The organism is Rhizobium sp. FG113 (genome assembly GCF_057809895.1).
On the sequence record NZ_JBMDKV010000009.1, the window covers coordinates 1 to 24,651 of the forward strand.

Genomic DNA, 24,651 nt, shown 5'->3' on the forward strand with positions numbered 1-24,651 from the left:
TGCTGGCCGCATGGGCGCCATTCCCGGTGCTGGCCGCATGGGCGCGGTAGCCGGTGCTGGCCGCATGGGCGCCATTCCCGGTGCTGGCCGCATGGGCGCGGTAGCCGGTCGTCACCCCTTCCTTCGCGTGATCGATGATCCATGTCACCGCCTTGCGAATGAATTCAGGCATGCGGAGCTCGGCGTTGATCGTGATCTTGGCAGATGCGATTTTGCTGTCTTCGTCGCCGCGCCCTTTGTCGATTGCGCCGTCGGCAAGGACTTCGGCAAAACGACTGGTGTTCGGAGCGTAGTAATTCCACGTGTCGAGCGGCATCTCGCACGAGTGGAAGCCACCAGATGCGCACCGAACCACAGTGCCCGTGTGCTCATAGGTCTTGCCGACCTCGTATTGGTAGTCGCGGCATTTCCAGTCTTTGCCGAAGCCCTTGAACGTCGTCAGCGCGGTAGATGTTTCCGCAGTCTTTGTGGCTCTCTTCGCCATGTGAAAATCTCCTCAGATTGTGGTGGGCGGTTGGTGAATTGGTAGTCGAAAGCGCAATCAACGAGCGAAGTACGGCGCCCAGGTGCAGACGCACCAGACAAACATGCCAGCCGAAGCGGCGCCCATCAGGTCGTGAAGAAAATCGCGGAGGGTAGGGCCATCATAATGGCCGGCGGGAGCGCGCATCATGCGTCAACTCCCGAAACCGCCTCGTCGAGCCACATGGTGCGGCAGGTGCGGCGATCATGGCCGCGAAAGCGAGGCTGGCTGGTCGGGCGGCGAATCGGGCGCCCTTGCTTCTTTGCTTTGTGGTCTGGCCGCGGCATCGGTTCGATGCTGCCGACCGCTGTGGTGAGGGGGTAATCGGTTTCGAACTCGTCGACGAGGCTTGCGGAAGAAAGTCTTCTTCTCATGAGATGGTCTCCTCAGTGGTGTCCCGCCTGGTTAGGTGCGGCGGTGAGGAGATGTATAGGTTATAGGTTTTATCTCGTCAACCTATAAAACACATAAATCATCAGTATTGCCCCGACAAAGTGATGACGTGGATGCTGACCACATCCTCGCGAGGAAATTCGATTCGAATATCAGGATTGAACTGCTTCAGCACGAGCTTGTCGCCAGCATAACCAACAAGCTCCTTCACGAAGCCGCGCGGCGGCATGTCATGGTCCTTCGGTCGAACCTGCACGACGACATCGTCACCGCGGCGCGGTGGCTTGCGCGGATGGACGTATGCGAGCTCGCCGGATTTGAACCGGGGATACATAGACTCGCCATCGATCCATACGGCGTAGGCGTCCGCCACATTCGCGAGCGATGGCGGGCAGGCGACATAGTCGAGAACCGTTCCGTTGAAATCGTACTGGCCGTCGCTGCCGCCGACTACTTCCCCCAAAACAGGCAGCATTCGCACGGGCTTGCCGGTTGTGGGGATTGGGGTCTTGTCAATCGTGCCATTTGGTTCGGGCGCGATCGGATATGTGATCTCGCGCATCGGCTCTTGAACGATGCGCGGCAGCCTCGTCGACTTGCCGTCCTCACGGCCCGCCTCGATCATCAGTTGGCGCATCTCCTCCTCGGCGATCTGCAGCTCGCGCGCAATCTCCCTCCATTTGCGCGGGGAGGACACGACTCCATTAAAGAGGTCGCTGATGCTCGGTTGGGACATTCCAACCCGTTCTGCCAGGTCTGTCTGCGAAATGTTTAGCTCTGCGGCGCGCCTTGATACGACGTCTGATAGCTTGCTCACTGGTTTTTTCCTTATTGTTTTTCAATCGGTTATCAGTTTATGTGCCAATAGGCAACAGAAAGATGTTGACCTATAATCTGATAGCCGATACTGATAATCACATGAACGGAACAAGACGCAGAAAGCGCGGCCGGTCGTAACTGCCTAACCACAACAAAATACCACGCTCGTTTGGGGGCGCTAACAAAACGGAAAGGCGACACTATGAACGACGAGAACTCAGTACCAAGAAGACCATTTCTGATCAGGGCAAACAGCATCAGAAGACGGCGCGCCATGAGGGCGCAGGGGCATAGAAGAAGAATTTATCATGGCGGAGGCTGCGAGAGAAGACGCAGCCGCTGCCAGAGAGGGCCGCCCACAGTATTGCGTAGGGCGGCCTTTTAAAACTCGGGGAAGAGAGCAAGCGAGGGGCATTGATATGAGAAACGATAACAACAAGACATTGGACGAATAAGAACGCCGCCGAGCGCAGGAATGCGCTGGCAGCGTTTTTTTGTATTGGCTGACCGAATTCTCCGAGCCGACCTTACGGCCACCACCACGTGCTTTCGCGGCTCGGGGAAATTGGTTCGTACTGGAAAAGGGGAGGAGACAGCTGATGCTTATCAAACCCTGATCGGTCCATACGCCCACCACAGGCGCAGGCATATGAATATCACCATCTCAACAAATTTGTCAAGCCCCGCCGCTAGCGCTTGGCAGTCGCTCGGAAAGGACGATGACGTGAATAGCCTCGATATCCGCGACCGCGATCTCCTTTGCGGCGTGCCGGTGGAGTTTCGCAGTGTTGTTTTCGATCGCCACAAGCTGGCCGATCCACGCTGCGCCGCTCTTGGTATGCACGAGAACGTCGTTTCCGGTCTGCGGCCAGATGGATGGATCCAGCCAGGCTTTCGTGCCGACGAGCAGGGCGGGCTCCATCACCTTCGTGTCGACGCGGATTGCGTAGCGCCCGAGCGGGAAGCGCTGGCCGTGTTCGGCGGGGAATGCAAACTTGCCGTCCTTCCGATCGCTGACTTTCCCGTACAGGGGATCGATCTTCGGGATCTTGGTGTTACCGGTGGAGGTGCGCGCCTCCTCGACGAGCGTCTCGACGTCTGCCATCGGGATCTGCAAAAAGTTGGAGAGTGCGACGAACCAGTTCTGCCGGGGCACGACGCCGTGTCTCCAAGTGTTGAACGTTTGCGGCGCCCAGCCGAACTCTTCGGCGATTTTAAACTCGCTCATCTGCCGGCGTTTTACCTCGGCGGTGAGCATTTGAGATAGACGAGACATACGACCTCCATCTTGACAAATTTGTTACTTTGTCATATGGTTTCCAAGATGGCAAATTTGCGAAAATTTGTCAAAGGGCCGACCAGCCCACCGCCTGCACCACACATCAGAGGAGATAAGATGCAGCTTAGAGATAAAGCCGCAACTGCCGACATGTTCGCCATGCGGCAGGAGGGCGCAAGCTTCCAACAGATCGCGGCCAGATGGGGCATCACGCCTTCCGCCGTCAAGATGCGGCTCAGCCGTGACTTCCGTGGGCTGGGCCAGCGCGTACTGCCGGCCGCTGCCGCGGCGGCAAACGACAACAACCCCGACCGCAAGACCGTCCTTTCGCCGCACAACGGCGGTTGCTCCACGCTGAGCGGGATGATGCCGGTTTCCGTCCGTCGAACTGAGACGGTCGAAGCCGATGACGAAGATCTCCGCGCCGGCCAGCTGGTCGCCGACTACGCGCTGCGCCGCGAATTGCAGGTGGCGGCATGAGCCAGTGCGATTGCGAATTCTTCGAAGAGGGCGACCTCGTCGAGTGCAAGCTGAACACTGAGCTGTTCGGCATCATTATCAGTGAATCCGACTTCGGCCGCTACTATCAGGTGCAGCTGTTCGGCAGCCTGGAAGTGAAACCCTTCCATTGGGCGACGCTCCGCCACGTGGATAAGGATGGCGAGCCGCCTGTGCAGGTTGAGGACGATGAGACCAACGTCGTTCGGGTCGATTTCACCAAGGGGCGCGATTTGACGCCTGATACCGAAACGGAGGGAGCAGCGTGATGGGTTCGGAAACGAAGAAGTTTAAAGTTGGTGATCGGGTGCGTCTCGTGAAGGATGGCCGATCGACCAGAGGCGCAGTCGGCAAGCTTGCAACCGTCAAGGCGTGGTCTGACGGTTCGTTCGTCGACGATGGAGAGTATTTGCTCGATATCGATCCGCCGGTCACCTACAGCACCAAGGCGACACCCGCGAACTTCACCCGCGCCACGGTCGATTGCTTCGAGCTAGTGCCCGCCGGCGTTCTCAACATCGAAGCCGGAAAGTTCTACCGGACTCGCGATGGCCGGAAGGTCGGGCCGATGCGCACCGATGCGTGGGTCTATGGCCCGGAATGGAAGTTCACGGTAGGCCACGATTTCAAATCGTCGGTGGGCAAAGCTTGGCGGGCCGATGGAACATTCTCCACCATTATTGATCGACAGGATGATGCCGACCTCATCGCCGAATGGGTCGACGAGCCGGCAATTGCCAACGACAATGCGGCGTCGGCCAAGTTCAAGGTTGGTGATCGGGTTGTGGCGACAGAAACAAGTGGCGGACGAGTCGTTCGGAAGGGCGATGAGTTTGTAGTGACTCACGTCGGCATCGATGGGTTTATCAATTTCATCAATCCTCGGCACGGCGGCAGTGACGGCTGGCATGCCCGCAACTTCGAACTGGTCACCGCCAACCCCGCCATCGTCGCGCTGATCGAGAACGGCCAGCCGAAGCCCTCCGATCGCCCGTACGTCCACGCTGACGAGGGTGCGGCTAGCAAGGAAGCCTCGCGCCTGGCATCGATCAACAAGGGCAAGCAGTTCGGCGTCTACGTGCTGACGCAGACCGTCAGCGAGGAGAAGGTCTACGCCCACGAATGGCAGCGCCTTGCCGTCAAGGGTGACAAGATCCCGGCGATCAAAGCCCTCAAGGCTGCGAACGACCTGACGCTCAAGGGTGCCAAGGATGCGGTCGAGCACTGGCTCGCGACCGCCGCCTAACCAACCACCACCACCACCAACCACAACAAAGCCAGCTGCTTCGGCAGCTGGCCAGAGGAGATCATTGTCTTGAGACATCATCCGTACGCGACCGCCTACACCCGCACCGGCAAGGTCAACATGCTGAACCGGAAGCCCTACCGCACCGCCGCGCAGAAGGCGGAAGCCCGCCTCACTGCTGAGCTGGTCAAAGGCACGCACGTGTCGAGCGCGCCGGTAAGCTATCACCGCGCTCCGAAGTCGAAGGTGGCGGCATGAGCAATGTTTTCGACGCAATCGTAGCTCGCGAGCACGAGAACGACACCAAGCTCGGCATGCCATCGACCGATCCAATGCACGCGGCTCGCCGGCGCACCATCCTGGAGCGCATGGCCAACGGCAAGGGCTGGCGCACCCACCCGAAGGAGCCGGCGAAGCGCGCCGATGGCACCACGCGCGGTGACCGCAAGCGTGCGGCTCGTGAGGCGGCAAACGCCAAGGTGAGCGAGTACCGAGATCGGCAGTTCATGCACGCCTCGGCAAGCCGCACTGATTACGTCAAAGTGGCGGTAGCGGCATGACCGACCATCCCCCACTCGATTACGTGCCGGTATCCAGGCTTGACGGCGGGGCAGGCTTCAAGCCCCCCAAGTGGCTGCAGCCCAACCCGCTCAAGCGCGCCAGCATCGCCGGTGCGGTGGCCGCCACAGCCGTCGGCGTCGCGGTATTTGTGCCCACCGTAGCGCTAGCCGCCGTTTCTATCATTGCTCTCGTCGGGGCCGTCCACCTGTCCGGCAAGTGGGCCGACCGCCTCAATGATTACGACCGCGAGTAGCTGGCCACCGCCTCGTGATTGGCTGCCGTTCATTGCGGCAGCCGTCTTCATCACCTTGGTTTTCTATCTCTAGGAAGGAGAGAGCATGGCGATTTCCCTTACATCCCTGCGAAGCACCACCAGACAGAAGCCGCCAATCACGCTGCTTTACGGCGTCGACGGCGTCGGCAAGTCCTCGCTCGCGGCGGAGTTTCCCGACGCGATCTACATCAGCACGGCCGGCGAGCGTCCGCCGAGCGACGTTGACCTCGCCACACCCGGCGACGTCGAAACCTGGGAAGACCTCAAGAACGTGGTCGGCGAGCTGATCACCGAAGAGCACGAGTTCAAGACCGTGATTTTCGACAGCCTCGACGGTCTCGAGCCAATCATCAACGCCGAGACCTGCGCTCGCATCGGCGCGGATTCCATCGGCAGCAACGACAAGGGCTCGCCGGCGGCGTTCGGGCAGGGCGACGTGCAGGGCGACGTCGAGTGGGGCGAGTTCATGGACGCCTGCACTGCACTGACCGATCGCGGTATCGCCGTGGTGCTGCTGGCGCACCCTGAAATCAAGCGCTTCGATAGCCCGGTGACTGATCCCTACGATCGCTACCAGGTGAAGCTCCGCAAGCGCGCGGCGGCTCTGGTGCGCGAGCGTTCCGACATCGTGGCATTCCTGAACTACCGCGTCTCGCTGAAGAGCAAGGAAGTCGGGATCAAGAAGGAAGTCACCCACGCCGAGGGCGGCAAGGAGCGCCAGATCCACCTGACCGAAGGCGCCGGCTTCGTAGCGAAGAATCGCTATTCCATGCCGGATGCGATCACCTACCGTAAGGGCAAGGGGTACGAGGAACTCGCGAAGTACTTCCCGGAACCCACGGGAATTGCAGCCTGATGTTCCACCAGGAACAATGGTTCGCGTGGTTCCCGGTTAAGGTCCGGACGCGAACCGGCCAGCGATGGGCTTGGCTTGAAACCGTGCTGCGCGAGTGCGCGCACACCGCCTACGGTAGCGGCGACTGGCGCTACTACGCATTCACCAACTGACCACCACCACAGAAGGAGACTACGAAATGGCGAGACTTGGATCTACGTTCAACGCCCAGGATCACGATACAACGCAGACCGACTATGCTGAGCTGCCTAACGGCGTCTACAAGCTCGAAATCGAGGCGTCTGACGTCGGCCCGACGAAGGCCGGCAACGGTACCGTGCTGAAGACCACGATGGTGGTCGTCGAGCCGGAGCAGTATAAGGGCCGCAAGCTCTTCACCACCTACAATCTCGAGAACGCCAACGCGCAGGCCCAGGAGATCGGCCAGCGTCAGTTCGCCAGCCTTTGCCGCGCCGTTGGCAAGACTGAGGTGGAGGATTCCGAGGATCTCCACTTCCATCTCTTCACCGCAAAGATCGGTCTCGGCAAGCCATCTAAGGACGGGCAACATCCGGCGCGCGCGGAAATCAAGCGCTACTTCTTCGAAGATGAAGGCGACGTGCCCGAGCCCGCAGTCGACGCTGTCCAGCCGGCCGCACCTGCCGCCCGAGCGCAGGCGCCCGCCAACGACAATCGCCAGGCTGCGGCGTCTGCCAAGCCGGCTGGTGCAAAGCCCTGGGGCGCGCGGAAGTAACCAGCGAAGCGAGGCGGGTCGCCACCAGCGGCCCGCCATTTCACCACCACTGAGGAGATCACATGAAACTTTCCATTACCCGGCAAGACCTGACGCGCGTGCTGACGAATGTCGGCCGTGTCGTCGAGACACGAAACACCATTCCGATCCTTGGCAGCCTGCTGCTTGCGGCCGAGGGCGGCACGCTGCGCGTCACTGGCACGGATCTCGACATCGTCGCGACCGATGCGGCGGCGGCAGTCGTGGACGCGCCTGGCAGCCTCTGTGTCGACGCCAAGCTGCTGTCGGATATCGCCAAGAAGGCGGGAGGCGACATCACCATGTCTCTCGAAGGTGACCAGCTGATTGTGAAGTCGGGACGATCGCGCTTCACCCTGCAGACACTGCCGGCTGGCGACTTCCCCGACCTCAGAGGCGGCGAGTACACGGCGACGTTCGACATCGATCTTGCTGCGCTGGTCGCGCCGGTGACGTTTGCCGTCTCGACGGAAGAGACCCGCTTTTACCTAAATGGCGTCTTCCTGCACGTGCTTGACGGCAATGTAGTTGCGGTCGCGACCGACGGGCACCGACTCTCGCGCCATGTCGGCCAGGCCGCGCCGCAGTTCCCGGGCATCATCATCCCGCGCAAGGCTGTCGGCATTCTGCCCAAGGGCACCGTCTCGCTGTCTTTCTCCGATGCAAAGATCCAGGTTGTCGCCGGCGACTTCACCCTCACCAGCAAGCTGATCGATGGGACGTTCCCAGACTATCAGCGCGTCATCCCGACCATGAACGACAACCTGGTGACCTTCGATCGCGACGCCTTCATGAAGGCCGCCGACCGCGTCTCGACCGTATCTTCTGAGCGGGGCAGGGCCGTCCGCCTATCCATTGCACCGGGCGCTATCACCTTCGAAGTGAGCAACCCGGATTCGGGAAGCGCAAGCGACGAGGTCGAGGCGCAGTACAGCGGCGAGCCGATCGTGGTCGGCTACAATAGCCAGTACGTCCGCGAGGTTCTCAGCGTGTTTCCGTCGGGCCCGGTCGTTCTGGCGCTCTCCGATGGTGCTTCGCCGGGGCTGCTCACGTCGCCGGGCTTCGAGGCCGTGACGCTCGTGTTGATGCCGATGAGGGTGTAGCCGATGGCAAAGTTCATGGTCGACTACACGTTCCAAGGTCGGAGCAGCCGCACTATCGAAGCCGAATCCAAGGAGGCTGCCGAGGCGTTGGTTGAGGAGGAGGTGAACAAGGACGATTTCGAAATCGATGCAGACAGCATCGATGACGTGAACTTCCATATCCAAGAGATGCACCCCATCACTCGTGATGGTCGTGAGCTCTGGACAACCTACGTCCGAAAGGGTGACGTTCGCGGCCATCAATCCGCACTCGCATCATCGCCACTCTTCGCAAATATGGGTGGGGCCTAATGGCCCCGCTTCCCAAACCCACCTCATCAACCCAGCGCGCCATCCAAGACGCGCTGATAGCCAACCATGAAGACTGGGAATCTGTCGGCGTGCCGGCTGGCGATATCGGCGTCGAGTGTGATCGTGCGATCTGGCTGGCCTTCCGCCGCGCATCCGTGCCGGAAGAGATCGACTGGAAAAAGCGCCGCATCTTCGAACGCGGCAACATCGAGGAAGACCGGCTGCTTGACCTGCTGCGCCTCGTTGGCTGCGAGGTTTGGGGCCAGCAGGATCGCGTGCGCGCGGCAGGCGGACATCTGCGCGGCAAGATCGACGGGCGCGTGCTTGGCCTGATCGAGGCTCCGAAGACCGAGCACGTCGTTGAGTGCAAGTCGGCGAAGGAGGAATACTTCAAGCCGGTGAAGAAGCACGGCGTGAAGATCGGGATGCCGAAGCACTACGCCACGTTTCAATTTTATATGTATGGCCTCGGCCTCAACCGCGTCGTCTACATGATGTCGAACAAGAACGACGAGGATCTGCACATCGAGCGTGTCGAGCTCGACGTCGAATACGCCATGCGGGCGGTCACCAGGATCGAGCGCATCATCAACGCGCCGGAGCCGCCGTCTCGGCTGTGCTCGAAGAGCGACGACTTCCGCGGCAAGTTCTGCCGACAGGCCGCCGTGTGTTGGGGCCAGGAGATGCCACGCTCGCACTGCCGGACGTGTCTGCACTCGACCCCGCTCATGGACGGAAACGCTGGCTGGGATTGCGCCCGATGGGCCAAGCCTCTGAGCCTGCCGGAGCAAGATGATGGCTGCCCCGCGCACCTCTTCATTCCGTCGCTGCTCGTCGGACTTGAGCAGATCGACGTCGACGCTGATCGAGAGGAAATCACCTACCGTCGACCGGACGGAACAATATTCGTCGATGGCGCCACCAACGCCTGACACCACCACAAGAGGAGCAAGAACAATGGAACATGCCAATGACAATCGGCCAGCTGAATTCGACCGGCGGCTCACAGACCACCTTCCGTTGATCAAGAAGGTAGCGCGCAGACAGGTGCGCAACATGCAGGAACGAGACGATCTCGTTCAGGATGTCTTCGCGCACGCGCTCGCCAAATGGCGCCAGTTCCGGCCCGATGGCAGCTTCTACATGTGGATCACCTTCATGGTGCGCATGATCGCATCCGAGAAGCGCCGCAAGGTTATCAGGCAGGGCCGCCATCTTCGCCATGTCGAGGGCGACGACATCCTGGACAGTCTCTCGACGCCCGCCCGGCAGGTCGACGAAATCGACGTCATGGAGATCTACAACCTCATTCCGGCTGGCCGTAATGGCGATATCCTGCGCCGCCGGATCATGGGCGACACGCTTGCTGAGATCGGAGCCGACTACGGCATTGGCCGTGAGCGCGTGCGCCAGATCGAGTGGGACCAGCGCGAGGCTCTTCGCGCGGCGCTCGGCATGGGCAACACGAAGGTGGCAGCATGAGGGGGCGCCAGATGGTGGACGTCGCCAACCGTCCCGCCGCCTTCGATGCCGGCGTTGTCGCTAACCTGCCGAAGCTTCACCGCATGGCGAGCAAGTTGGTCGATCGTGACCAGCGAGAGGATCTCGTCAACTCAACAGTGGAGGCCGGACTGCGCTACTGGCGGAGCTATGATCCTGCCAAGAAGCTGAGCGTTTGGCTTGTCTATCAGATGCGGCACGCCGCATTCGAGGGTCGCCGGAAGGTGATGACCGTCGAGACCGGTGCGCTCGATCGCCAGACCGTGCCGGCGACGCAGGAGGATCACGCTGAGGCGCAGAACGTCATGCGGCTGGTAGACGCCAGCCCGTACGCTGATGTCATGCGCCTTGTCGCGTCCGGCCACACCAGCGAGGAGATCGCCGAGATTCATGGCGTCACCCGCCAGCGAGTGCATCAGAAGATCCAGGCATTCCGCCGCTCTGCTCGGAGGGCCGCTTGATGCTGGAACTACGATACTATCAACGTGACGCTCTTGATGCGCTCTACAAATACTGGGCGGAGGGCGGCGGCAATGGCTTGATCGTTCTGCCGACGGGCGCTGGTAAGGCGCTCGTCATCGCCAAGCTGATCGAGGAGTTGCTGGCCGACTACCCGACGCTGCGCATCCTGAACGTTACCCACGACGCCCGCCTGGTCGAGCAGAACTTCAAGGAGTTCATCGGCCTGATGCCGTTCGCGCCCGCCGGGATTTACTCGGCCGGGCTAAATCGTCGTGACGCGCGCGCGCAGATCCTTTTCTGCGGCATCCAGTCGGTGTGGAACAAGATCGACATCCTCGGCGATATCGATCTCGTCATCGTCGATGAGGCGCACGCTATCAGCCGGAATTCCAACACGCAGTACGGCAAGTTCTTCGTGGCGGTGCGCGATCGGAACCCTGACAGCCGGACCTGCGGCACGACCGCGACCGACTACCGGATGGATTCGGGCCGGTTGACTGATGATCTCGATACCGATGGTGAAGAGGTCGAGGGCGTCAAGAAATTCAAGCTGTTCGACGATGTGGTCTATGAGATCGGGATCGGCGAGCTCATCGATCAGGGCTATCTCACGCGCCTCACCAGCCAGAAGACAGCAAGCAAGATCGATCTCAAAGGGATCGGCACGCGGGGAGGCGACTATATCCCCGGCCAGGTGTCAGAAGCTGCCGAGGCCATCATCGAGGAGGCCGTCGCTGAGGATATGATCCTGTCAGAAGGGCGCCGAGCCGGCTTGTTCTTCAGCACCAGCAAAGAGAACGCCAACCATGTCGCGGAAGCCATCCGCAGGCACGGTCGGCCGTGTGCTGTCCTCACCAGTGACAACGCTCACCAGACGAAGGAAATCTTCGAGGGCTTCCGCGCCGGCAAGTATTGGGCGATCTCGTCTGTCAGCATGATCACCACCGGCACGAACTTCCCGTTTGTCGACTTCATCAGCCTGATCCTCTCGACCAAATCGCCGGGCAAGCTGGTGCAGATCCTGGGTCGCGGCACGCGTAACTGCGAAGGAAAGACCGACTGCCTCATCGCCGACCACGGCCGCAATCTCGCGTACCACGGGCCGATCGACCAGATCCGTCCGCGCGAGCCAGGCAAAGGTCTTGGCGAGCAACCGAAGAAGCTCTGCCCACAGGATCAGGTGGATGTGAACGGCAACTGCGGCTGCGGTGAAATGCTGCCGATATCGATCATGACCTGCCAGTGCTGCGGCTACGTCTTCCCGCCGAACGAGGAAGAGAAAATCACCGCGCAGGCAGACACCACGCCGGTGCTGTCGACGGAAAAGCCATGGTCAGAAGTGGCCAGCCGGACATTTCGCCATCATCCCGGCAAGGAGGGGAAACCCGATTCGGTGAAGTGCACCTATATGATCGGGATGAAAGCCGTTAACGAGTGGCTTTGCTGCGAGCATAAGGGATACCCGAAGGCGAAAGCCGATAGGTTCTGGATGGCGCACGGAGGCCAGCGGCCGTTCCCGTCGACGGTCATTGAATGGCTGGAGCGCGCCGGCGAGTTGAACGGCACGGCCGAGGTGCAGCTCGATTACGCGAAGAACGCCAAGTACCCCGATGTCATGGCGCACCGGTCGAGCCTAGTTCCGGACAACGACAATGTGCCGGAGGCGGCGAATGATAACCTGCGGCATGAGGACTTTGCGGACGATATTCCATTCTGATTCATCTTGACAAATTTGTTATGATGGATTAGCTTTCACCGTACCAACCAACCACCACACCACAAGAGGAGCTTACAGTGACCATTTTGAATTCCGCAGTCGCCAGCACGCTTTCGTCGATCAACGACATCAATGCGAACATCGCCAGACTCCGCGATGAAGCCAAGGCTGCGCGCAAGTCTGCCATCGAACCGTTCCTCGATGCCCTGGCATCGTCCGGCGAGGTATCGATTATCGTCGTGCGTGGCTCGACCCCATCGTTCAATGACGGCGAGCCTTGCGAGCACTCGGCCGACCTTTATGTCAACGTCGAGAGCGTGGTTGGCGAAGAGCTCCATGACAATGATCTTGGCTTCGAACTGGCTGATGAACTGGTCGAAGGGATCAAGCAGGAGCGGACGTGGAACCGCGAAAAGCGGGACTATGACATCGACATTACTGCGCTTGAGCACAACGTAGCTCTGTGCCGCGAGCATGGCCACGTTTACTCTGAGCCTTCCGCCGAGGTTATGCAGGCGATCCGGGCGGTTATCTTCGACACAGCCGAGGAAGAGCACGACACCAACTACTATGTCTCGTACGTGCTCAAAGACGGGAAGTTCGAGGTGGAGTCGGGCGAGTACGACTGCGGCTATTGATGGTGCGCCGGCTGGGAGTGACATCATGAGTGCGATGACCTTCAACAGCCGGCAGCCGGTTGTAACCAGCCTCGGGTTCATTCCCGAGGTTGGTGACTGGCCAGCCGATGACTGGAAATATGCTGACATCGAGTTTGTCTATCGCCGGACAAACGAGTTGGTGCGCAAGATTATCGACGCTAGCCCTCTGGTTGGAACCTTCAAGCGCGTGCTGATCGATGTGAAGGTTCAGGATCTTACGCCTGAGTTTTACTCATGCATACCCGGCTGGCACATTGACGGAGCCTTTCCCAAAGAGGGCGTCACGCCGGACCATCACCACCTGTTCGTCATGAACGGCCCGCTCACCGAGTTCATCGCGGAGCCGATCACGCTGGAGGTACAGACCGACGCGGTAACTCGCAATGTCGATATGGCCTACTTATTGGCGCAGATACCGGCCGAAGTGAAGGTTTCGACCTGCGCGCCGAATGCAATCACCACCTTCACCAGCTTCGATTTTCATCGTGGCGTCAAGGCTGATGCGCCGACGCGACGACTGCTGGTCCGACTGACTGAAACCGATACGGTATTGGCTAGGAACCAGCCAAAAGCGCCGAGCCAAGGCGCACGCAGAAGATAGCGCCCACCAGCGCATAACCACCACACTGAGGAGACTGATATGGTAGAATTGACCGATCTCGTCGGCAGCAGAAGATTGGACGCTGTCGACTTCGAAAATGAGCAGATCAAGGAATTCTATGGCGACGGCTTCGAGGATTCGTCCGTGTGCCGGTTCCGGCTCGATGGAGTAGTCTACATCGCTATGGAGGATCCTGACGACGGTTATCGCAGCTCCATGCGCACGCTGACCGTCGCAAACGAAGCCCAGATGAAGAACGTCTTTCCGGCGATCGAGGTTATCGGCAAGCACCGTACAGAAGGCGCTTACTCTGGCACGGATGACGTGCTTGAGTTGGTCGACGCGATCACTGGCAAAGTCGTGCTCGAAGTCGGCACCGACAACATCGATGACTACTATCCTGGCTTCGTGGCAAGCTTCCATCCTGAAAACATGGCCACGAACGCTGATATCATCGCCCACGAGGAAGCGGCTGCGCGCGCCGAAGATGGGTGGGTAGATTGGGCCGGTGGAGAATGCCCGGTCGAGACAGATGCGTTGGTGCAAATCAAGGCTGAATTTGAGCCTAGCGCCGAACCGTCACCGGCTGGGATTTGGGCATGGGATCACGACCGTCCTGTTCGTGATTGCATCATCGCCTACCGCGTGATGCCAGCATGACCGACGCCCGCACCCCCGTCATCGGCGACAACGGCGGCCCGTCTCTCGACGAGCCAACGCCCTTCGACGCCATCAAGCAGGAAATAGAAGACCTTTTTGATGAGGCCAAGAACTGGGCGGACGGCGAGGCCATTTCCAGCCAAGCCATCCACGACCAGATCGAGAAACTCCGCGACAGCATTCACGACGCCGGCAAGCGCGCCGACGCTTTGCGCATCGAGGAGAAGAAGCCGCTCGACGATCAGGTGAAGGCCGTCCAGGACAAGTTCAATCCGCTTATCCAGCCTAAGCGTGGCAAGGTCGACATGGCCAAGTCGACGCTAGACGCCTTGTTGACACCATGGCGAACGAAGGTTGCGGCAGAAAAGGCCGCAGAGGCGGCAAGGAAGGCCGCGGAGGCCGCAGCCGCTACACTGGCCGCACAAGAGGCAATGCGCGCGTCCTCGGGCAACCTCGCGGCGCGTGAGACAGCCGAGGAATTGTTGGCCGATGCAAAGTCGTTGGCCAAGACCGCGAGAAGAGCCGACAAGGCAGCATCTACCGGGCTCGGTTTACGCACGGTATGGGATGTCACGCTCGTTGACGAGGAAGCGGCGCTTGATTGGGCCTATGGCCGCGCGGCTGATGAATTCCGCGCGCTGGCGCAGCGGAACGCCGAGGAGCAGGTGAGGGCGGGTGTTCGCTCGATCCCGGGGTTCTCGGTTGTTGAGCGGAAGGTGGCGGCTTGATGGGCGACGAGGAGCGGTTTTACATGCAATATGATGAACTGGCGCGAGTCCTTGGATACAAGGGCGATTGCGCGGTCAATGACCATGGCGATGTGTTGGGTCTTGCCAATGGAGCGGTCGAATCTGAGGCAACCCTGCGATATTGCGAGAAGCAGTGGACTGCAGAGCGCGGCGTCATGATAGACCGCATTGAGGCGGTAAAGAAATTGCGCGATTGGTACGCCGATCAGGCGCGGTTCGCCGATGTAGATTGCGCCGTCCACTTTCGCGAATTCGTACGCCGCATCGACGCTGCACTTTCCACCGGCATGGTGCCAGCATGACCACGTCATAGCCCCACTGCCGCGCCCTAGCGCGCAGTCCGGCAACCTTCGCGTATCTCAAATACGCAATAGTTACACCACCCCGCGCGCCACCAACGCGCGGGACACCACCACAGTCTGAGGAGATAAGATCATGAACAATTCGCTGCCTGCGGGCAGGTACGGCGCGATCCTCGCGGATCCGCCGTGGGCATTCCGAACCTATTCGCGCCAATCGGTGGCTCCGGCCCGGGGAGTCCAACCATACGACGTTATGAGCTTGAGTGACATCAAGGCGCTGCCCGTCGCTGACGTGGCGGCGCCGAACGCGCTTCTCTTCATGTGGACCGTTTCGCACCTACAGCAGGCCGCTTTCGAAGTCGCCGCAGCGTGGGGATTCAAGCCCGTGTCCGTTGCTTTCGTCTGGGACAAGAGCCGCATGGGCATGGGCTACTGGACGCGCCAGGAGGTCGAAATCTGCCACCTGTTTAAGCGCGGCAGGCCGAGAAGACTCGGAAAGGGCGTTCGCCAACTGATCCGCGCGCCACGGCGTGAGCACAGCCGCAAGCCGGACGAGCAGTACGGCCGGATCGAGCGGCTGGTCGGCGGGCCATACCTCGAGCTGTTCGCGCGCCAGGCTTGGTCCGGCTGGTCAGCGTGGGGCAATCAGGTCGGGAAGTTCGAAGTCGCAGCAAATGACAACTCACCGGCTGGTGACGTGGCGAGGGCGGCCTGATGAACGATACGTCAATTGGAGTTAGGGCGGACTTCTACGTATACGCTTGGCTGCGACCATGTGGCACTCCGTTCTATGTCGGAAAGGGCAAGGGGCGTCGCGCCGAGAAGATGAAGCGCGGCGTGATATTCAAGAATATCGTCGCGAAGATTAAGCGCGATGGCGCCGAACCCACGATAGTGAAGTTGCATGACGGCCTCACGGAGTCTGAGGCATTTGAGATTGAGCGTCGCGAAATCGCCAAATACGGTCGCCGGGATTTTGGCGGCTTATTGGTAAATTTAACCGAGGGCGGCGAGGGGTCCAGCGGTTTTGTCTATTCAGACTCCAGCAGGGCTAAAATGAGCGCATCAAGCCGCAGGTCGCCGCCAAAAAAAGGGGCATTTAAGGGCGTTTCATTTGTTGGCAGGAACGGGAAGTGGATTGCGCACATCACCATAGAGGGGCAATTGCGCCATCTAGGGTACTTTGAAACAGAGGAGTTGGCGGCGCTCGCTTATGACTCCGCCGCTTTCGCGTGGTGGGGATCTGGCTGCTACCTGAATTTTCCAAATAAGGTGCCAGAGGCGCCACCAGTCCACCGCAGCAACATTGAAGCGCAGCACATGAAGCCCCCCTTGGGTGCCTTCAAGGGGGTTAGTCCTTATGGGAAAAACGGAAAATGGCGAGCGACGATAAGGCATGAAAGGAAGCAGCGCCATATCGGGGTGTTTTCAACGCCAGAGGAAGCCGCCGTTGCGTATGACGCCGCAGCATATGAAACATGGGGCGAAAAATGCTTTCTCAATTTCCCAAAAAGAATTGGAAGGGTGTCCTGATGGCGAAACTCCCAACCGGGAAGCCGATCATTCCGTTCACGCCGACGGCTGATCCTCAAGGCAATCCCACCGTGTGCAAGGCATGCGGTGGGTTAGCGTTTGGAATCGGCCGCGCCACTCCGGGATCCAAAGACCCTGGCTACCTCTGCAAACCTTGCATTGTCGCGATAGGAGATCTCACGAAATTGGATAGGCTTTCGCTCTATGAAGTCAAGGCGCTCGAGAAGGGCGTGGATGCCGGCGGCGAGTGGCTGGCAGAGAAGGGCATTACCGACGTCGCTCATCTGGATGAGCTCGACAGATTGATGTTCTGCAAGGCGATCTGGCAGGGCTGCACTGAGGGTGTAAGGGAGGCTCTACGCGATGCACCGTTCTGAGCACGCAAACGACAACCACACAGGCCTGCGCTACCTCTCCGTATGCTCTGGCATCGAAGCTGCGACCGTCGCTTGGCATCCGCTCGGCTGGCAGGCCGTGGCGTATTCCGAGATCGAGAAGTTTCCATCGGCGGTTCTCGCGCATCACTATCCGGATGTGCCGAACTTAGGCGACTTCACCAAGATTGATGTCAGCACGCTTGGCCGTGTCGATATTCTGGCTGGCGGCACGCCTTGCCAAGCATTCAGCGTAGCTGGTCTTCGCCAGTCACTTGCCGACGCGCGCGGCAACCTTTCACTCGAATTCGTGAGGCTTGCACATGAGCTTGCAGATCGCAATGGACTTCGGAATGTCGTCTGGGAAAACGTCGTTGGCGTCCTCAGCACCAAAGACAACGCCTTCGGATGCTTCCTGGCGGGACTTGTGGGCGCGGATGCCGCCATCGAGCCGCCGAGAAGAGGAAAGTGGCCCGGTGCAGGTATGGTCTCTGGACCAAAAGGACGTGCCGCGTGGCGTGTCCTCGACGCTCAATACTTCGGAGTGGCCCAACGACGCCGCCGTGTCATCGTTGTCGCAGATTTTGGAAACGGGGCAGATCCCGCCGCGGTTCTTTTTGAGCAAGACGGCGTGCGCAGGTATTCTCCGCCGAGCCGAGAAGCGCGGAAAGATGTTGCCCCCACAATTAGCGCACGCACTAAAGGTGGTGGCGGGCTCGGAACCGACTTCGATTTAGATGGCGGCCTCGACGAGGCCGCTCATCCTCTACTCGCCAAGGGCAACAGTAGCCATGACACCACGAAGGAGACGTATGTGCCTGAAATCGCGCGTTGCGTCGCAACGCGCGAGGGTTCTTCGCAGGACTACGAAACCACTACGATGGTTGTTTCAGTCCACGGAACGCAGGATCCGTGTGTCGAGTTTGAAATGGCGCACACACTAGGGCGTAACACCGGACAAGAGAACGCGGTCTGCGTCACAGGTGAGATATCGCACGCGCTCACCGCAGAAGGGCACGACGCGAGCGAGGATGGATCGGGGCGCGGCGCCCCGATCGTCTGCATTCATGCCGATGCAATAGGCCGAACCGGTGACGCGAGGACGCCTAGCGTTGACGCTGCGGGCGTTTCTCGCATTCGAGACCCAGGCATGGGTATCAACGAGGACGGCACGTCATACAATCTGATGGCCAGCGGGCAGGCGCATGCTGTCGCATTCGTCCAGAACAGCCGCGACGAAGTTCGGCTAATGGGTGGAGATGGCCAGATCGTTGGCGCGCTGGCAGCGGAGACTGGTGCGAAGCAGCAGTGTTATGTGGCCGAGGCTGTTGCCTTCCAATCAAGCCAGTCTGGAGTTCGCGTCGATGACGTCCACGCGACGCTTGATAGCAACAACGGATCACGTCGCCACAACGGGGCGCTGTATGGCTCAGCCGTCCGCCGCCTGACGCCGCGCGAGTGTGAAAGGCTCCAGGGGTTTCCTGACGATTACACACTGATCCCATGGCGCGGCAAGCCTGCTGAGCAATGCCCCGACGGCCCACGCTACAAGGGGCTTGGCAACAGCTGGGCCGTGCCGAAGTTCGCTTGGCTCGGCCGACGTATGGCGGCGTTGTTGGCAGCGAATGATAACCACATCATGAGGGAAGCAGCATAATGAATCCAGCACTCTGGGCAGCAATCATCGCCGCACAACAGGCCAACAGGGGCGCTTCGGAGCCATACGTCGAGCGGCCTTGGTGGTCGGAGAAGTTCACCCTGCCACGGTGGCCCCGCTTTTTACTCTGGCTTATCAGGCAAAGGACTCAGCGCCGCCTCGCTGGCAGGACATGGGCCAAGCTGGATGACTGGCTGTGGGCCAACTACTTTAAGGCTATAGAGGGCACATCAACGCCAAAAGAGCGCAAGGCCTCCCATGCGTGAAGCAATGCGTTCACCCATGGCGGGATTTCACGATCGCCAGACTTCCATCGCCGAACGGTACGTGCGTCAACGCCAGTGTGGCGCGCCAGTGCCGTTTGCCAGTTCGCGCCGAATAGTGCCGAAGCGCGCTTTTCCAGTTCGGAGGATGTCACAGTTCCACAATCTCAACGGAGACTACACGAACGATTTCACCGGCTTCGTGGCCGATGCTGTCACCGTGGCTGATAAGGTCGCGGCCAATCTTACGTCGTTCGCCAACTGCGTAGTTGTTTGCGGCGCCAAGGCTCTGCGTCTTATGGCGACGCTCCCTGCCGCTAGCGAACTTGGTGACAACTTCATGGGTCATCGGGCGAGCGAGCATGCGCCGCAGGAATGCTTCGGTGTCGAGGGCAATCTGTTCTTCGGTCATCTTGGTAGTCTCCTCATGTGTGGTGTTGGTGAAATCAAACTAGGACCATTGGCCCTATCTGTCAATAGGAATTTTGCAGCATGACAAAAACCCCAAAGGATCTAGCCCTTTCCTACATCGCTATGGATGTGCCCGTCTTCCCGTGCAGAGCGGCCGATGAGGTGTCGGAGAGCTACGACCACACCACCGGCGAATTCGAGGTGCTTAAGGCCAAGACACCTCTAGTGTCGAACGGATTCAAGGGGGCATCCAAGAACCGCCGCGTAACCGGCATTCTCTGGGATCGCAACCCCACGGCTATGGTTGGCATTCCCACCGGCGAGCAGCTTGGCGCGTGGGTGCTCGACGTCGACGTCCACAAGGATGACGATGGCAAGGTCATCAACGGTTATGAGACGCTCGCAGCACTCGAGGAAAAACATGGCGCGCTTCCGACCACCGCTACAGCCAAGACGGCAGGCGGTGGCGAGCATCGCTATTTCAAATACGTTTCCGGTGTCCGCAACCGCGGCAAGCTGGGCAAGGGCTTGGATGTTCGCGGCTCGGGCGGCTACGTGATCGCGCCGGGCAGCGTCACTGCCGAGGGCAAGGAGTACGTTTGGATCGACTATGACGGTGAGGGGATCCCGCCACTCGCCGACGCTCCGGATTGGCTTCTTGAGCTAGTGCTGCCGCCCCCGCAAGCCGCAAGCGGGGCGACGCCATACACCTACCAGTCTGGCGAGAACGAGTTGTACGTCGAGCGCGCAGTGCAGTCGGAACTCGACGCCCTAGCCAACACCACGCAGGGCGGGCGGGGCGAGCAGGTCAACAAGTCGGCGTTCTCGCTCGGCACGCTGGTGGGAGCCGGCGTGCTTTCGCGTTCTGAGGCAGAGGCAGGCCTATTCGATGCGGCCTACTCCAATGGCGTCGTGGCCAAGGACGGTGAAAAGGAGATCCGTGCCAAGATCCGCCGCGGGCTCGATGCTGGCATCAAACAGCCGCGCGTCATTCCGGAGCGCGAGTACCAGCATGACAATACGCCCTTGCAGGACACGTCTCGCCTCGTGGCCAGCGCGAAGCGCAAGCTTGAGGCCGCCAACGCTCCTGCCGAGATTGATGAGCCAGTGCCCCTGCACGATGATGAGCCGCCAGAATACAAGCTCGAAGCGGTGGCTGACCTCGAAAGCCTGACCTATCCAGGCGGACTCGTCGAGGATCTCATCGACTGGATTGTCTCGTCTGCCGAGCAGCCGTCGCGCGCCCTCGCTATGGCTGCCGTCCTACCGTTGGTGTCGAGCCTTTGCGGAGCGAGGTACTCGACCGGCTCGCGAGACACGCGTCCCAACATCTACACAGTGGCGCTTGCTGAATCCGGCTTTGGCAAAGAGCATGCGCGCAGCCAGATCAAGCGGCTTCTGATGTCCGATCACGGCGTGTTCGAGAAATACAGCGGCCCGGCCCGAATCATGTCCGCGTCGGCCCTCCGTGAGGTGCTGGAAAGCAGTCAGTCGGTGAACTGCCAGATCGACGAGTTCGGCGGGTTTGTTCGCGACATCACCGATCGCAAGGCTGGAAGTCACCAGCGGGCGATCTCCACCGACTTGCGCGACTACTACAGCGCCAGCTCGACCTTCTTCGAGGGAGCCGCATATCGCGGTAGCCCACCGAAGCGCATCTATAACCCGAACCTCTGCATTCATGGCACGTCCACACCGGAGCAATTCTGGTCGGCCCTCTCGTCGGCCAGCGCGGAAGACGGCCTATTGCCACGTCTTATCCTGTTCCATGTGACGGGCAAGAAGCCTGACGCTGTGGTGCCAGAGCGCGACGTGCGCTACGTGCCGTTGGCTCTCTTGGGCAGAATGGCCGATGTAGCCGGCATCGACGTGGCCAAGCAGCGCGGCAACCTGCATGGCGTAAACATCCCCATGCCATCCAAGGAGACGAAGCCGCTTGTGGTGCCGTGGAGCGAGGATGCTGTCGGGATCCTGCGAGCGGTGAAGGAGACGATCGAGGCTAAGGAATCGAGCGTTCCAGCAGAGTCGCAGCCGTTTGTCAGGCGCATCATCGAGAACGCTATCAAGCTTGCGCTTATCGCAGCCGTCGGCACCGATCCCAAGAACCCGGTCATCACCGAGGTGATCTTCGAGTGGGCCGCCGCTGTGGCGTGGACGTGTGCTGCGGCGATGCTAGCAGAGGTTGGCGAGCGCCTGGCCGACAACCAGCGAGAGGCGAACTACAAGAAGATCGCTGCGCTGATCCGCAAGGCGGCAGGGAAGGGCATTACAGAGGGCAAGATTGCGGACAAGTGCAAGGCCATCGACGGTTGGCAGCGAGACGAGATTTTGAAGGATCTGCAGAAGACCGGACAGGTCGAATTCGCTGCCAACGACAACAAGGTCGGGCGCCCGTCACGGCGGCTGATTTGGGTGGGATAACATCCTCGGACAAAATGAGTTTCGTCCTAGGATGAAACTCAGACGCCGAATTTCGTCTAGGACGAAACTCATCAAACTTAGGACGAAACTCCGATGAAAATATGCAATGAAATCAATGGTATATTATACCTATATATAGTTTCATCTTTTCATCCTTAACGTTATACAAGTAGTCTATTTCTCTACTTTTCTGTTATTTGTGTAGAATATAGAGGACGAATAGACGAAACGCCGTCGACGACCACCAGCGACCACCAATCGAGACCCACCACACCAGGAGACACACATGTCTAAGCGCACCACCCAAACAACCCGCATCAATGGCGCCAAGGTGCGGCTCATCACCGCGACCTCGCCGGGCGGCAACAAGAAGATCACCATCAAGCCCGCGCCAATTGAGGAATGGGTGCTACAGGCTGCCGCAGTGAGAGCGCTCAAGGCCATGCCAGAGTACGCAGCCACATCAGCCGACGTCGCAGCCAACACGGCACGCGGCCTGCCCAGCTTCACGCTGGCTGGCGACATGAACGGCGATTACCGAAGCAAGCAGGCAGCAGTGAAGGCCAAGGCCACCGGCATCGCTGCAGGCGATCCGGATCTGCGCCTATACATGGCCAACGGCGTCCTACGGCTGATCGAGTACAAGAACGCGGAAGGCCGACTGACGGATAGCCAGAAGGAGCGCCATCCGCTTCTCGAAGCGCTCGGGCATCCTGTTGTGACGCTCAAGGTCAGCAGCGAGGCCGAGGCGGCCAGCAGGACAGTGGAGTTGCTCACCAACTGGCTCTATCTTGACAAATTTGTTATTTCCGCTTAGATTTCACAGTCGCGCTACCAACGCATCGGCCCACCAGCCAAACGCCACACGAGGGGATTTATGGCCAGACACGGATCGCTCGCTGAGCAGCTATCGACCTACGGCAAGCAGCCGCCCTTAGCGGCGAACGACAACAAGCCACAGCGCAAGCCACGTGAGCCGCATTACCGCGGGACGCTTCCGGCGCTGCGTTGGCTCTGGGACAATCGGCCAGATCTTGCGCAAGCATTTGCAGATGCACTGCCTCGCCGGTCCTCAGATTGGTTTGTCGATGTCGAGCCGACACGTCAGGAAATTCGCCCCACCATCGGCGAGCTCATGAAGGCGTCGCACGACGAGGATGGCAACAGCCTGCCGGTGGCGTTCGAGACTGAACGTCGCGTGTCCATAGGCTCGCTACGGTTCCTGAGTGGTCGCCTCATCGAATGGGGAATGACGAAGAAGGGCAAGAGGCTGAAGCCTTCGGACAGGCCTAGGAGCACGGATAGCAAGGAGAACAAGGTTCGGTCTCCGTATTTCTACCTTTCGCGGAAGGCTACGACACGCTCGCCATTCCAGGCCGAGCACCTGCACAGGCCCATGTCCGGAGAGCCGGCGATTGCCTCGATGTATGATCCGCTTCCTGGCGTAGAGGCGGGACGGGCACTTCTCCGGAGCCTCGGGGTGGATGGCGGGAAGCCCGCCGACAAGCTTCCGGTCAAGGCAACCATGTGCCGCGTCGCGGTGGCAGAAGGCGCTGGCTTCCTCGGTGGAGTGTCGCAGCCGTCGGGCAACTCATCCAGCGGCGCGGTCATGTGGGACCAGCCAGACGCACCCACAAGCAACGCTGCTGTGATCGTCGAAGAGGTAGCTGCTCGCGGCACACTCAAGTCGATAGGCCTTCTGCTGGGACATAGCGAAGCGTCCGCCATTGCAGCGGGCAAGCAAGCGCTAGTGGATTTGGCCGAGGTCTTGTCGTCGATGCGTGACGGAAAGAAATTGCGAGCGGCCTAAATTTTCGTGCGTCGTTGCTGCGTACTCTTATGAGAGAGATGGAAATAGCCATCTCGCAGAGAGACGCGGCAATGCCGCCCCTTCGTCATGCTGCATTTAGTGCAGCCGCTGAACGAGGGGTAACTATCGAGGATGTCATGGGCGTAGACAGCGACATCTAATTAACAGCCTGCCATGTCGCGCCGATATCGGACCATGGCGGCAATCATGAGCGTCCTGGTTCCCCTGTCCTGCAGCTCTGGCTCACACCAGCCCTTGCAGGTTAGCCCAACGTCCTGAAGCAACAGGAGGGCGCTGCTGACGAGCAGTGGCTGGATGCACCTATCCTGAGGGAATGAGATGATCGTGCTTGCCTTCATCGGTGGCGTCGCGGTTGGCGCCTTTGCCGTGCTCTTGTTTCTTGGTTTAGCACTCAGTGGATCTAGTTTCCTCTAACCACATTGCCTGGCGCTGCCTCCTCCGGCGACTGGCGATCACGCGGCTGCTCCCTTGCGATGCGAGGTCGAGCAGCCGCTTTTGTTTTCGCTGGCATAGCTCAGACGGTAGAGCGCCTCCTTTGTAACGAGGATGTCGTGGGTTCAACTCCTGCTGCCAGCACCATGCGACGATAGCTCAGTTGGTAGAGCTCTAGGTTGAAGCCCTAGGCGCGGTGGTTCAAAGCCATCTCGTCGCACCAATTCACGCACGTCTAGCCTAGTGGTGAGGCAACGGTCTCCAAAACCGTCAAGGATGGTTCAATTCCATCGGCGTTGCGCCAATCATGCAGGGTAGAGAAACGGTATCTCAGATGGCTCATAACCATCAGACAGTCGGTTCGACTCCGACCTCTGCAACCAAATCACGCTACCGATCAGCCGAGGCTGACGCATATCGAAAGCTGTACAAGACGGCCAGATGGCGTCGCCTTCGTGACTACCAGCTGAGCATTGAGCCGCTAT

The 24,651-nt window shown here is 59.9% G+C and carries 32 protein-coding genes and 4 tRNA genes; 31 read left to right on the top strand and 5 right to left on the bottom strand.

From position 1 onward, the window contains the following. From ACODTZ_RS19930 to ACODTZ_RS19945, 4 genes are all read right to left on the bottom strand, one after another. On the bottom strand, window positions 1-484 hold a 484-nt coding region (locus tag ACODTZ_RS19930; protein WP_489027459.1), incomplete at its 3' end, for a DUF7666 domain-containing protein. Between the two features lie 185 nt (window positions 485-669). Then, window positions 670-897, bottom strand: coding sequence for a hypothetical protein (locus ACODTZ_RS19935; RefSeq protein ID WP_489027461.1), 228 nt, complete (start codon window positions 895-897; stop codon window positions 670-672). Between the two features lie 101 nt (window positions 898-998). Then, window positions 999-1,733 carry a LexA family transcriptional regulator gene (locus ACODTZ_RS19940; RefSeq protein ID WP_489027463.1) on the bottom strand — a complete coding sequence of 245 codons (735 nt, stop codon included), beginning with the start codon at window positions 1,731-1,733 and terminating at the stop codon, window positions 999-1,001. 678 nt (window positions 1,734-2,411) lie between these two features. Beyond that, the gene (locus ACODTZ_RS19945) at window positions 2,412-2,963 is read right to left on the bottom strand and encodes a S24/S26 family peptidase (RefSeq protein WP_489027465.1); all 552 of its coding nucleotides are present in this window, start codon (window positions 2,961-2,963) and stop codon (window positions 2,412-2,414) included. Window positions 2,964-3,131: 168 nt separating this feature from the next. On the opposite strand from ACODTZ_RS19945, the gene ACODTZ_RS19950 reads away from it, so the two are divergent. The 24 genes from ACODTZ_RS19950 (at window position 3,132) to ACODTZ_RS20065 (ending at window position 18,808) form a co-directional block, all read left to right on the top strand. Further along, window positions 3,132-3,494 carry a hypothetical protein gene (locus ACODTZ_RS19950; RefSeq protein WP_489027467.1) on the top strand — a complete coding sequence of 121 codons (363 nt, stop codon included), beginning with the start codon at window positions 3,132-3,134 and terminating at the stop codon, window positions 3,492-3,494. After that, a complete protein-coding gene (locus ACODTZ_RS19955; RefSeq protein WP_489027469.1) occupies window positions 3,491-3,781 on the top strand; it encodes a hypothetical protein in 291 nt (96 codons plus the stop codon). The genes ACODTZ_RS19950 and ACODTZ_RS19955 overlap by 4 nt, the downstream gene beginning before the upstream one ends. Continuing rightward, a complete protein-coding gene (locus ACODTZ_RS19960) occupies window positions 3,781-4,758 on the top strand; it encodes a hypothetical protein (RefSeq protein WP_489027471.1) in 978 nt (325 codons plus the stop codon). The genes ACODTZ_RS19955 and ACODTZ_RS19960 overlap by 1 nt, the downstream gene beginning before the upstream one ends. A gap of 69 nt (window positions 4,759-4,827) precedes the next feature. Then, window positions 4,828-5,016 carry a hypothetical protein gene (locus ACODTZ_RS19965; protein WP_489027473.1) on the top strand — a complete coding sequence of 63 codons (189 nt, stop codon included), beginning with the start codon at window positions 4,828-4,830 and terminating at the stop codon, window positions 5,014-5,016. Beyond that, window positions 5,013-5,318, top strand: coding sequence for a hypothetical protein (locus tag ACODTZ_RS19970; protein ID WP_489027475.1), 306 nt, complete (start codon window positions 5,013-5,015; stop codon window positions 5,316-5,318). Before ACODTZ_RS19965 ends, ACODTZ_RS19970 begins: the two co-directional genes overlap by 4 nt. Beyond that, entirely contained in the window at window positions 5,315-5,572 is a 258-nt protein-coding gene (locus ACODTZ_RS19975; protein ID WP_489027477.1) for a hypothetical protein, read from the top strand. The genes ACODTZ_RS19970 and ACODTZ_RS19975 overlap by 4 nt, the downstream gene beginning before the upstream one ends. An 85-nt stretch (window positions 5,573-5,657) precedes the next feature. Next, window positions 5,658-6,449, top strand: a complete 792-nt coding sequence (locus tag ACODTZ_RS19980) for an ATP-binding protein (protein WP_489027479.1) — start codon at window positions 5,658-5,660, stop codon at window positions 6,447-6,449. Then, window positions 6,449-6,601 (top strand): hypothetical protein, encoded by a 153-nt coding sequence (locus tag ACODTZ_RS19985; protein ID WP_489027481.1) that lies wholly within the window; start codon window positions 6,449-6,451, stop codon window positions 6,599-6,601. The genes ACODTZ_RS19980 and ACODTZ_RS19985 overlap by 1 nt, the downstream gene beginning before the upstream one ends. Before the next feature lie 26 nt (window positions 6,602-6,627). Then, window positions 6,628-7,182 (top strand): DUF669 domain-containing protein, encoded by a 555-nt coding sequence (locus ACODTZ_RS19990; protein ID WP_489027483.1) that lies wholly within the window; start codon window positions 6,628-6,630, stop codon window positions 7,180-7,182. Between the two features lie 62 nt (window positions 7,183-7,244). After that, entirely contained in the window at window positions 7,245-8,303 is a 1,059-nt protein-coding gene (gene dnaN, locus ACODTZ_RS19995) for a DNA polymerase III subunit beta (protein ID WP_489027484.1), read from the top strand. Between the two features lie 3 nt (window positions 8,304-8,306). Then, a complete protein-coding gene (locus ACODTZ_RS20000) occupies window positions 8,307-8,594 on the top strand; it encodes a hypothetical protein (RefSeq protein ID WP_489027486.1) in 288 nt (95 codons plus the stop codon). Beyond that, on the top strand, window positions 8,594-9,526 hold the full coding sequence (locus ACODTZ_RS20005) for an oxidoreductase (RefSeq protein WP_489027488.1): 933 nt from the start codon (window positions 8,594-8,596) through the stop codon (window positions 9,524-9,526). The genes ACODTZ_RS20000 and ACODTZ_RS20005 overlap by 1 nt, the downstream gene beginning before the upstream one ends. A gap of 25 nt (window positions 9,527-9,551) precedes the next feature. Continuing rightward, a complete protein-coding gene (locus ACODTZ_RS20010; RefSeq protein ID WP_489027490.1) occupies window positions 9,552-10,076 on the top strand; it encodes an RNA polymerase sigma factor in 525 nt (174 codons plus the stop codon). Window positions 10,077-10,087: 11 nt separating this feature from the next. Continuing rightward, window positions 10,088-10,555 carry a sigma-70 family RNA polymerase sigma factor gene (locus ACODTZ_RS20015; RefSeq protein WP_489027492.1) on the top strand — a complete coding sequence of 156 codons (468 nt, stop codon included), beginning with the start codon at window positions 10,088-10,090 and terminating at the stop codon, window positions 10,553-10,555. After that, the gene (locus ACODTZ_RS20020) at window positions 10,555-12,273 is read left to right on the top strand and encodes a DEAD/DEAH box helicase (RefSeq protein ID WP_489027494.1); all 1,719 of its coding nucleotides are present in this window, start codon (window positions 10,555-10,557) and stop codon (window positions 12,271-12,273) included. Before ACODTZ_RS20015 ends, ACODTZ_RS20020 begins: the two co-directional genes overlap by 1 nt. 77 nt (window positions 12,274-12,350) lie before the next feature. Beyond that, window positions 12,351-12,911 (top strand): hypothetical protein, encoded by a 561-nt coding sequence (locus tag ACODTZ_RS20025; protein WP_489027496.1) that lies wholly within the window; start codon window positions 12,351-12,353, stop codon window positions 12,909-12,911. A 25-nt stretch (window positions 12,912-12,936) separates the two neighbouring features. After that, on the top strand, window positions 12,937-13,533 hold the full coding sequence (locus ACODTZ_RS20030) for a hypothetical protein (RefSeq protein ID WP_489027497.1): 597 nt from the start codon (window positions 12,937-12,939) through the stop codon (window positions 13,531-13,533). 39 nt (window positions 13,534-13,572) lie between these two features. Continuing rightward, window positions 13,573-14,193, top strand: coding sequence for a hypothetical protein (locus ACODTZ_RS20035; RefSeq protein WP_489027499.1), 621 nt, complete (start codon window positions 13,573-13,575; stop codon window positions 14,191-14,193). Continuing rightward, complete coding sequence (locus tag ACODTZ_RS20040) at window positions 14,190-14,921, top strand: hypothetical protein (protein WP_489027501.1); 732 nt, start codon at window positions 14,190-14,192, stop codon at window positions 14,919-14,921. The genes ACODTZ_RS20035 and ACODTZ_RS20040 overlap by 4 nt, the downstream gene beginning before the upstream one ends. After that, complete coding sequence (locus ACODTZ_RS20045; RefSeq protein WP_489027503.1) at window positions 14,921-15,244, top strand: hypothetical protein; 324 nt, start codon at window positions 14,921-14,923, stop codon at window positions 15,242-15,244. Before ACODTZ_RS20040 ends, ACODTZ_RS20045 begins: the two co-directional genes overlap by 1 nt. Window positions 15,245-15,377: 133 nt before the next feature. Further along, a complete protein-coding gene (locus tag ACODTZ_RS20050; protein ID WP_489027505.1) occupies window positions 15,378-15,959 on the top strand; it encodes an MT-A70 family methyltransferase in 582 nt (193 codons plus the stop codon). Then, the gene (locus tag ACODTZ_RS20055) at window positions 15,959-16,777 is read left to right on the top strand and encodes a hypothetical protein (protein ID WP_489027507.1); all 819 of its coding nucleotides are present in this window, start codon (window positions 15,959-15,961) and stop codon (window positions 16,775-16,777) included. Before ACODTZ_RS20050 ends, ACODTZ_RS20055 begins: the two co-directional genes overlap by 1 nt. 185 nt (window positions 16,778-16,962) lie before the next feature. Then, on the top strand, window positions 16,963-17,154 hold the full coding sequence (locus ACODTZ_RS20060) for a DUF6511 domain-containing protein (RefSeq protein ID WP_489027509.1): 192 nt from the start codon (window positions 16,963-16,965) through the stop codon (window positions 17,152-17,154). Beyond that, window positions 17,141-18,808 (top strand): DNA cytosine methyltransferase, encoded by a 1,668-nt coding sequence (locus ACODTZ_RS20065; protein WP_489027511.1) that lies wholly within the window; start codon window positions 17,141-17,143, stop codon window positions 18,806-18,808. Before ACODTZ_RS20060 ends, ACODTZ_RS20065 begins: the two co-directional genes overlap by 14 nt. 414 nt (window positions 18,809-19,222) lie before the next feature. Here ACODTZ_RS20065 and ACODTZ_RS20070 read toward each other — a convergent pair whose 3' ends face one another. Further along, complete coding sequence (locus tag ACODTZ_RS20070; RefSeq protein WP_489027513.1) at window positions 19,223-19,483, bottom strand: hypothetical protein; 261 nt, start codon at window positions 19,481-19,483, stop codon at window positions 19,223-19,225. Window positions 19,484-19,563: 80 nt separating this feature from the next. On the opposite strand from ACODTZ_RS20070, the gene ACODTZ_RS20075 reads away from it, so the two are divergent. The 7 genes from ACODTZ_RS20075 (at window position 19,564) to ACODTZ_RS20105 (ending at window position 24,549) form a co-directional block, all read left to right on the top strand. Beyond that, window positions 19,564-21,903 (top strand): bifunctional DNA primase/polymerase, encoded by a 2,340-nt coding sequence (locus ACODTZ_RS20075; protein WP_489027515.1) that lies wholly within the window; start codon window positions 19,564-19,566, stop codon window positions 21,901-21,903. A 286-nt stretch (window positions 21,904-22,189) separates the two neighbouring features. Beyond that, window positions 22,190-22,720 carry a VRR-NUC domain-containing protein gene (locus tag ACODTZ_RS20080; RefSeq protein WP_489027517.1) on the top strand — a complete coding sequence of 177 codons (531 nt, stop codon included), beginning with the start codon at window positions 22,190-22,192 and terminating at the stop codon, window positions 22,718-22,720. Window positions 22,721-22,780: 60 nt separating this feature from the next. Then, window positions 22,781-23,713 carry a hypothetical protein gene (locus tag ACODTZ_RS20085; protein WP_489027519.1) on the top strand — a complete coding sequence of 311 codons (933 nt, stop codon included), beginning with the start codon at window positions 22,781-22,783 and terminating at the stop codon, window positions 23,711-23,713. A gap of 524 nt (window positions 23,714-24,237) precedes the next feature. Beyond that, a tRNA-Thr gene (locus ACODTZ_RS20090) sits at window positions 24,238-24,313 on the top strand. Window position 24,314: 1 nt separating this feature from the next. Beyond that, window positions 24,315-24,389 (top strand) — tRNA-Phe (locus tag ACODTZ_RS20095). Between the two features lie 6 nt (window positions 24,390-24,395). Beyond that, window positions 24,396-24,470 (top strand) — tRNA-Trp (locus tag ACODTZ_RS20100). A gap of 4 nt (window positions 24,471-24,474) precedes the next feature. Further along, window positions 24,475-24,549 (top strand) — tRNA-Met (locus ACODTZ_RS20105). Window positions 24,550-24,651: the final 102 nt, after the last annotated feature.

Bases quoted from the DNA above. Each gene is read 5' to 3' on its own strand.
- ACODTZ_RS19935 (WP_489027461.1), bottom strand. From the start codon at position 897: ATGAGAAGAAGACTTTCTTCCGCAAGCCTCGTCGACGAGTTCGAAACC.
- ACODTZ_RS19945 (WP_489027465.1), bottom strand. From the start codon at position 2,963: ATGAGCGAGTTTAAAATCGCCGAAGAGTTCGGCTGGGCGCCGCAAACG.
- ACODTZ_RS19950 (WP_489027467.1), top strand. From the start codon at position 3,132: ATGCAGCTTAGAGATAAAGCCGCAACTGCCGACATGTTCGCCATGCGG.
- ACODTZ_RS19955 (WP_489027469.1), top strand. From the start codon at position 3,491: ATGAGCCAGTGCGATTGCGAATTCTTCGAAGAGGGCGACCTCGTCGAG.
- ACODTZ_RS19960 (WP_489027471.1), top strand. From the start codon at position 3,781: ATGGGTTCGGAAACGAAGAAGTTTAAAGTTGGTGATCGGGTGCGTCTC.
- ACODTZ_RS19970 (WP_489027475.1), top strand. From the start codon at position 5,013: ATGAGCAATGTTTTCGACGCAATCGTAGCTCGCGAGCACGAGAACGAC.
- ACODTZ_RS19975 (WP_489027477.1), top strand. From the start codon at position 5,315: ATGACCGACCATCCCCCACTCGATTACGTGCCGGTATCCAGGCTTGAC.
- ACODTZ_RS19980 (WP_489027479.1), top strand. From the start codon at position 5,658: ATGGCGATTTCCCTTACATCCCTGCGAAGCACCACCAGACAGAAGCCG.
- ACODTZ_RS19985 (WP_489027481.1), top strand. From the start codon at position 6,449: ATGTTCCACCAGGAACAATGGTTCGCGTGGTTCCCGGTTAAGGTCCGG.
- ACODTZ_RS19990 (WP_489027483.1), top strand. From the start codon at position 6,628: ATGGCGAGACTTGGATCTACGTTCAACGCCCAGGATCACGATACAACG.
- dnaN (WP_489027484.1), top strand. From the start codon at position 7,245: ATGAAACTTTCCATTACCCGGCAAGACCTGACGCGCGTGCTGACGAAT.
- ACODTZ_RS20000 (WP_489027486.1), top strand. From the start codon at position 8,307: ATGGCAAAGTTCATGGTCGACTACACGTTCCAAGGTCGGAGCAGCCGC.
- ACODTZ_RS20005 (WP_489027488.1), top strand. From the start codon at position 8,594: ATGGCCCCGCTTCCCAAACCCACCTCATCAACCCAGCGCGCCATCCAA.
- ACODTZ_RS20010 (WP_489027490.1), top strand. From the start codon at position 9,552: ATGGAACATGCCAATGACAATCGGCCAGCTGAATTCGACCGGCGGCTC.
- ACODTZ_RS20015 (WP_489027492.1), top strand. From the start codon at position 10,088: ATGGTGGACGTCGCCAACCGTCCCGCCGCCTTCGATGCCGGCGTTGTC.
- ACODTZ_RS20020 (WP_489027494.1), top strand. From the start codon at position 10,555: ATGCTGGAACTACGATACTATCAACGTGACGCTCTTGATGCGCTCTAC.
- ACODTZ_RS20030 (WP_489027497.1), top strand. From the start codon at position 12,937: ATGAGTGCGATGACCTTCAACAGCCGGCAGCCGGTTGTAACCAGCCTC.
- ACODTZ_RS20035 (WP_489027499.1), top strand. From the start codon at position 13,573: ATGGTAGAATTGACCGATCTCGTCGGCAGCAGAAGATTGGACGCTGTC.
- ACODTZ_RS20040 (WP_489027501.1), top strand. From the start codon at position 14,190: ATGACCGACGCCCGCACCCCCGTCATCGGCGACAACGGCGGCCCGTCT.
- ACODTZ_RS20045 (WP_489027503.1), top strand. From the start codon at position 14,921: ATGGGCGACGAGGAGCGGTTTTACATGCAATATGATGAACTGGCGCGA.
- ACODTZ_RS20050 (WP_489027505.1), top strand. From the start codon at position 15,378: ATGAACAATTCGCTGCCTGCGGGCAGGTACGGCGCGATCCTCGCGGAT.
- ACODTZ_RS20055 (WP_489027507.1), top strand. From the start codon at position 15,959: ATGAACGATACGTCAATTGGAGTTAGGGCGGACTTCTACGTATACGCT.
- ACODTZ_RS20065 (WP_489027511.1), top strand. From the start codon at position 17,141: ATGCACCGTTCTGAGCACGCAAACGACAACCACACAGGCCTGCGCTAC.
- ACODTZ_RS20070 (WP_489027513.1), bottom strand. From the start codon at position 19,483: ATGACCGAAGAACAGATTGCCCTCGACACCGAAGCATTCCTGCGGCGC.
- ACODTZ_RS20075 (WP_489027515.1), top strand. From the start codon at position 19,564: ATGACAAAAACCCCAAAGGATCTAGCCCTTTCCTACATCGCTATGGAT.
- ACODTZ_RS20080 (WP_489027517.1), top strand. From the start codon at position 22,190: ATGTCTAAGCGCACCACCCAAACAACCCGCATCAATGGCGCCAAGGTG.
- ACODTZ_RS20085 (WP_489027519.1), top strand. From the start codon at position 22,781: ATGGCCAGACACGGATCGCTCGCTGAGCAGCTATCGACCTACGGCAAG.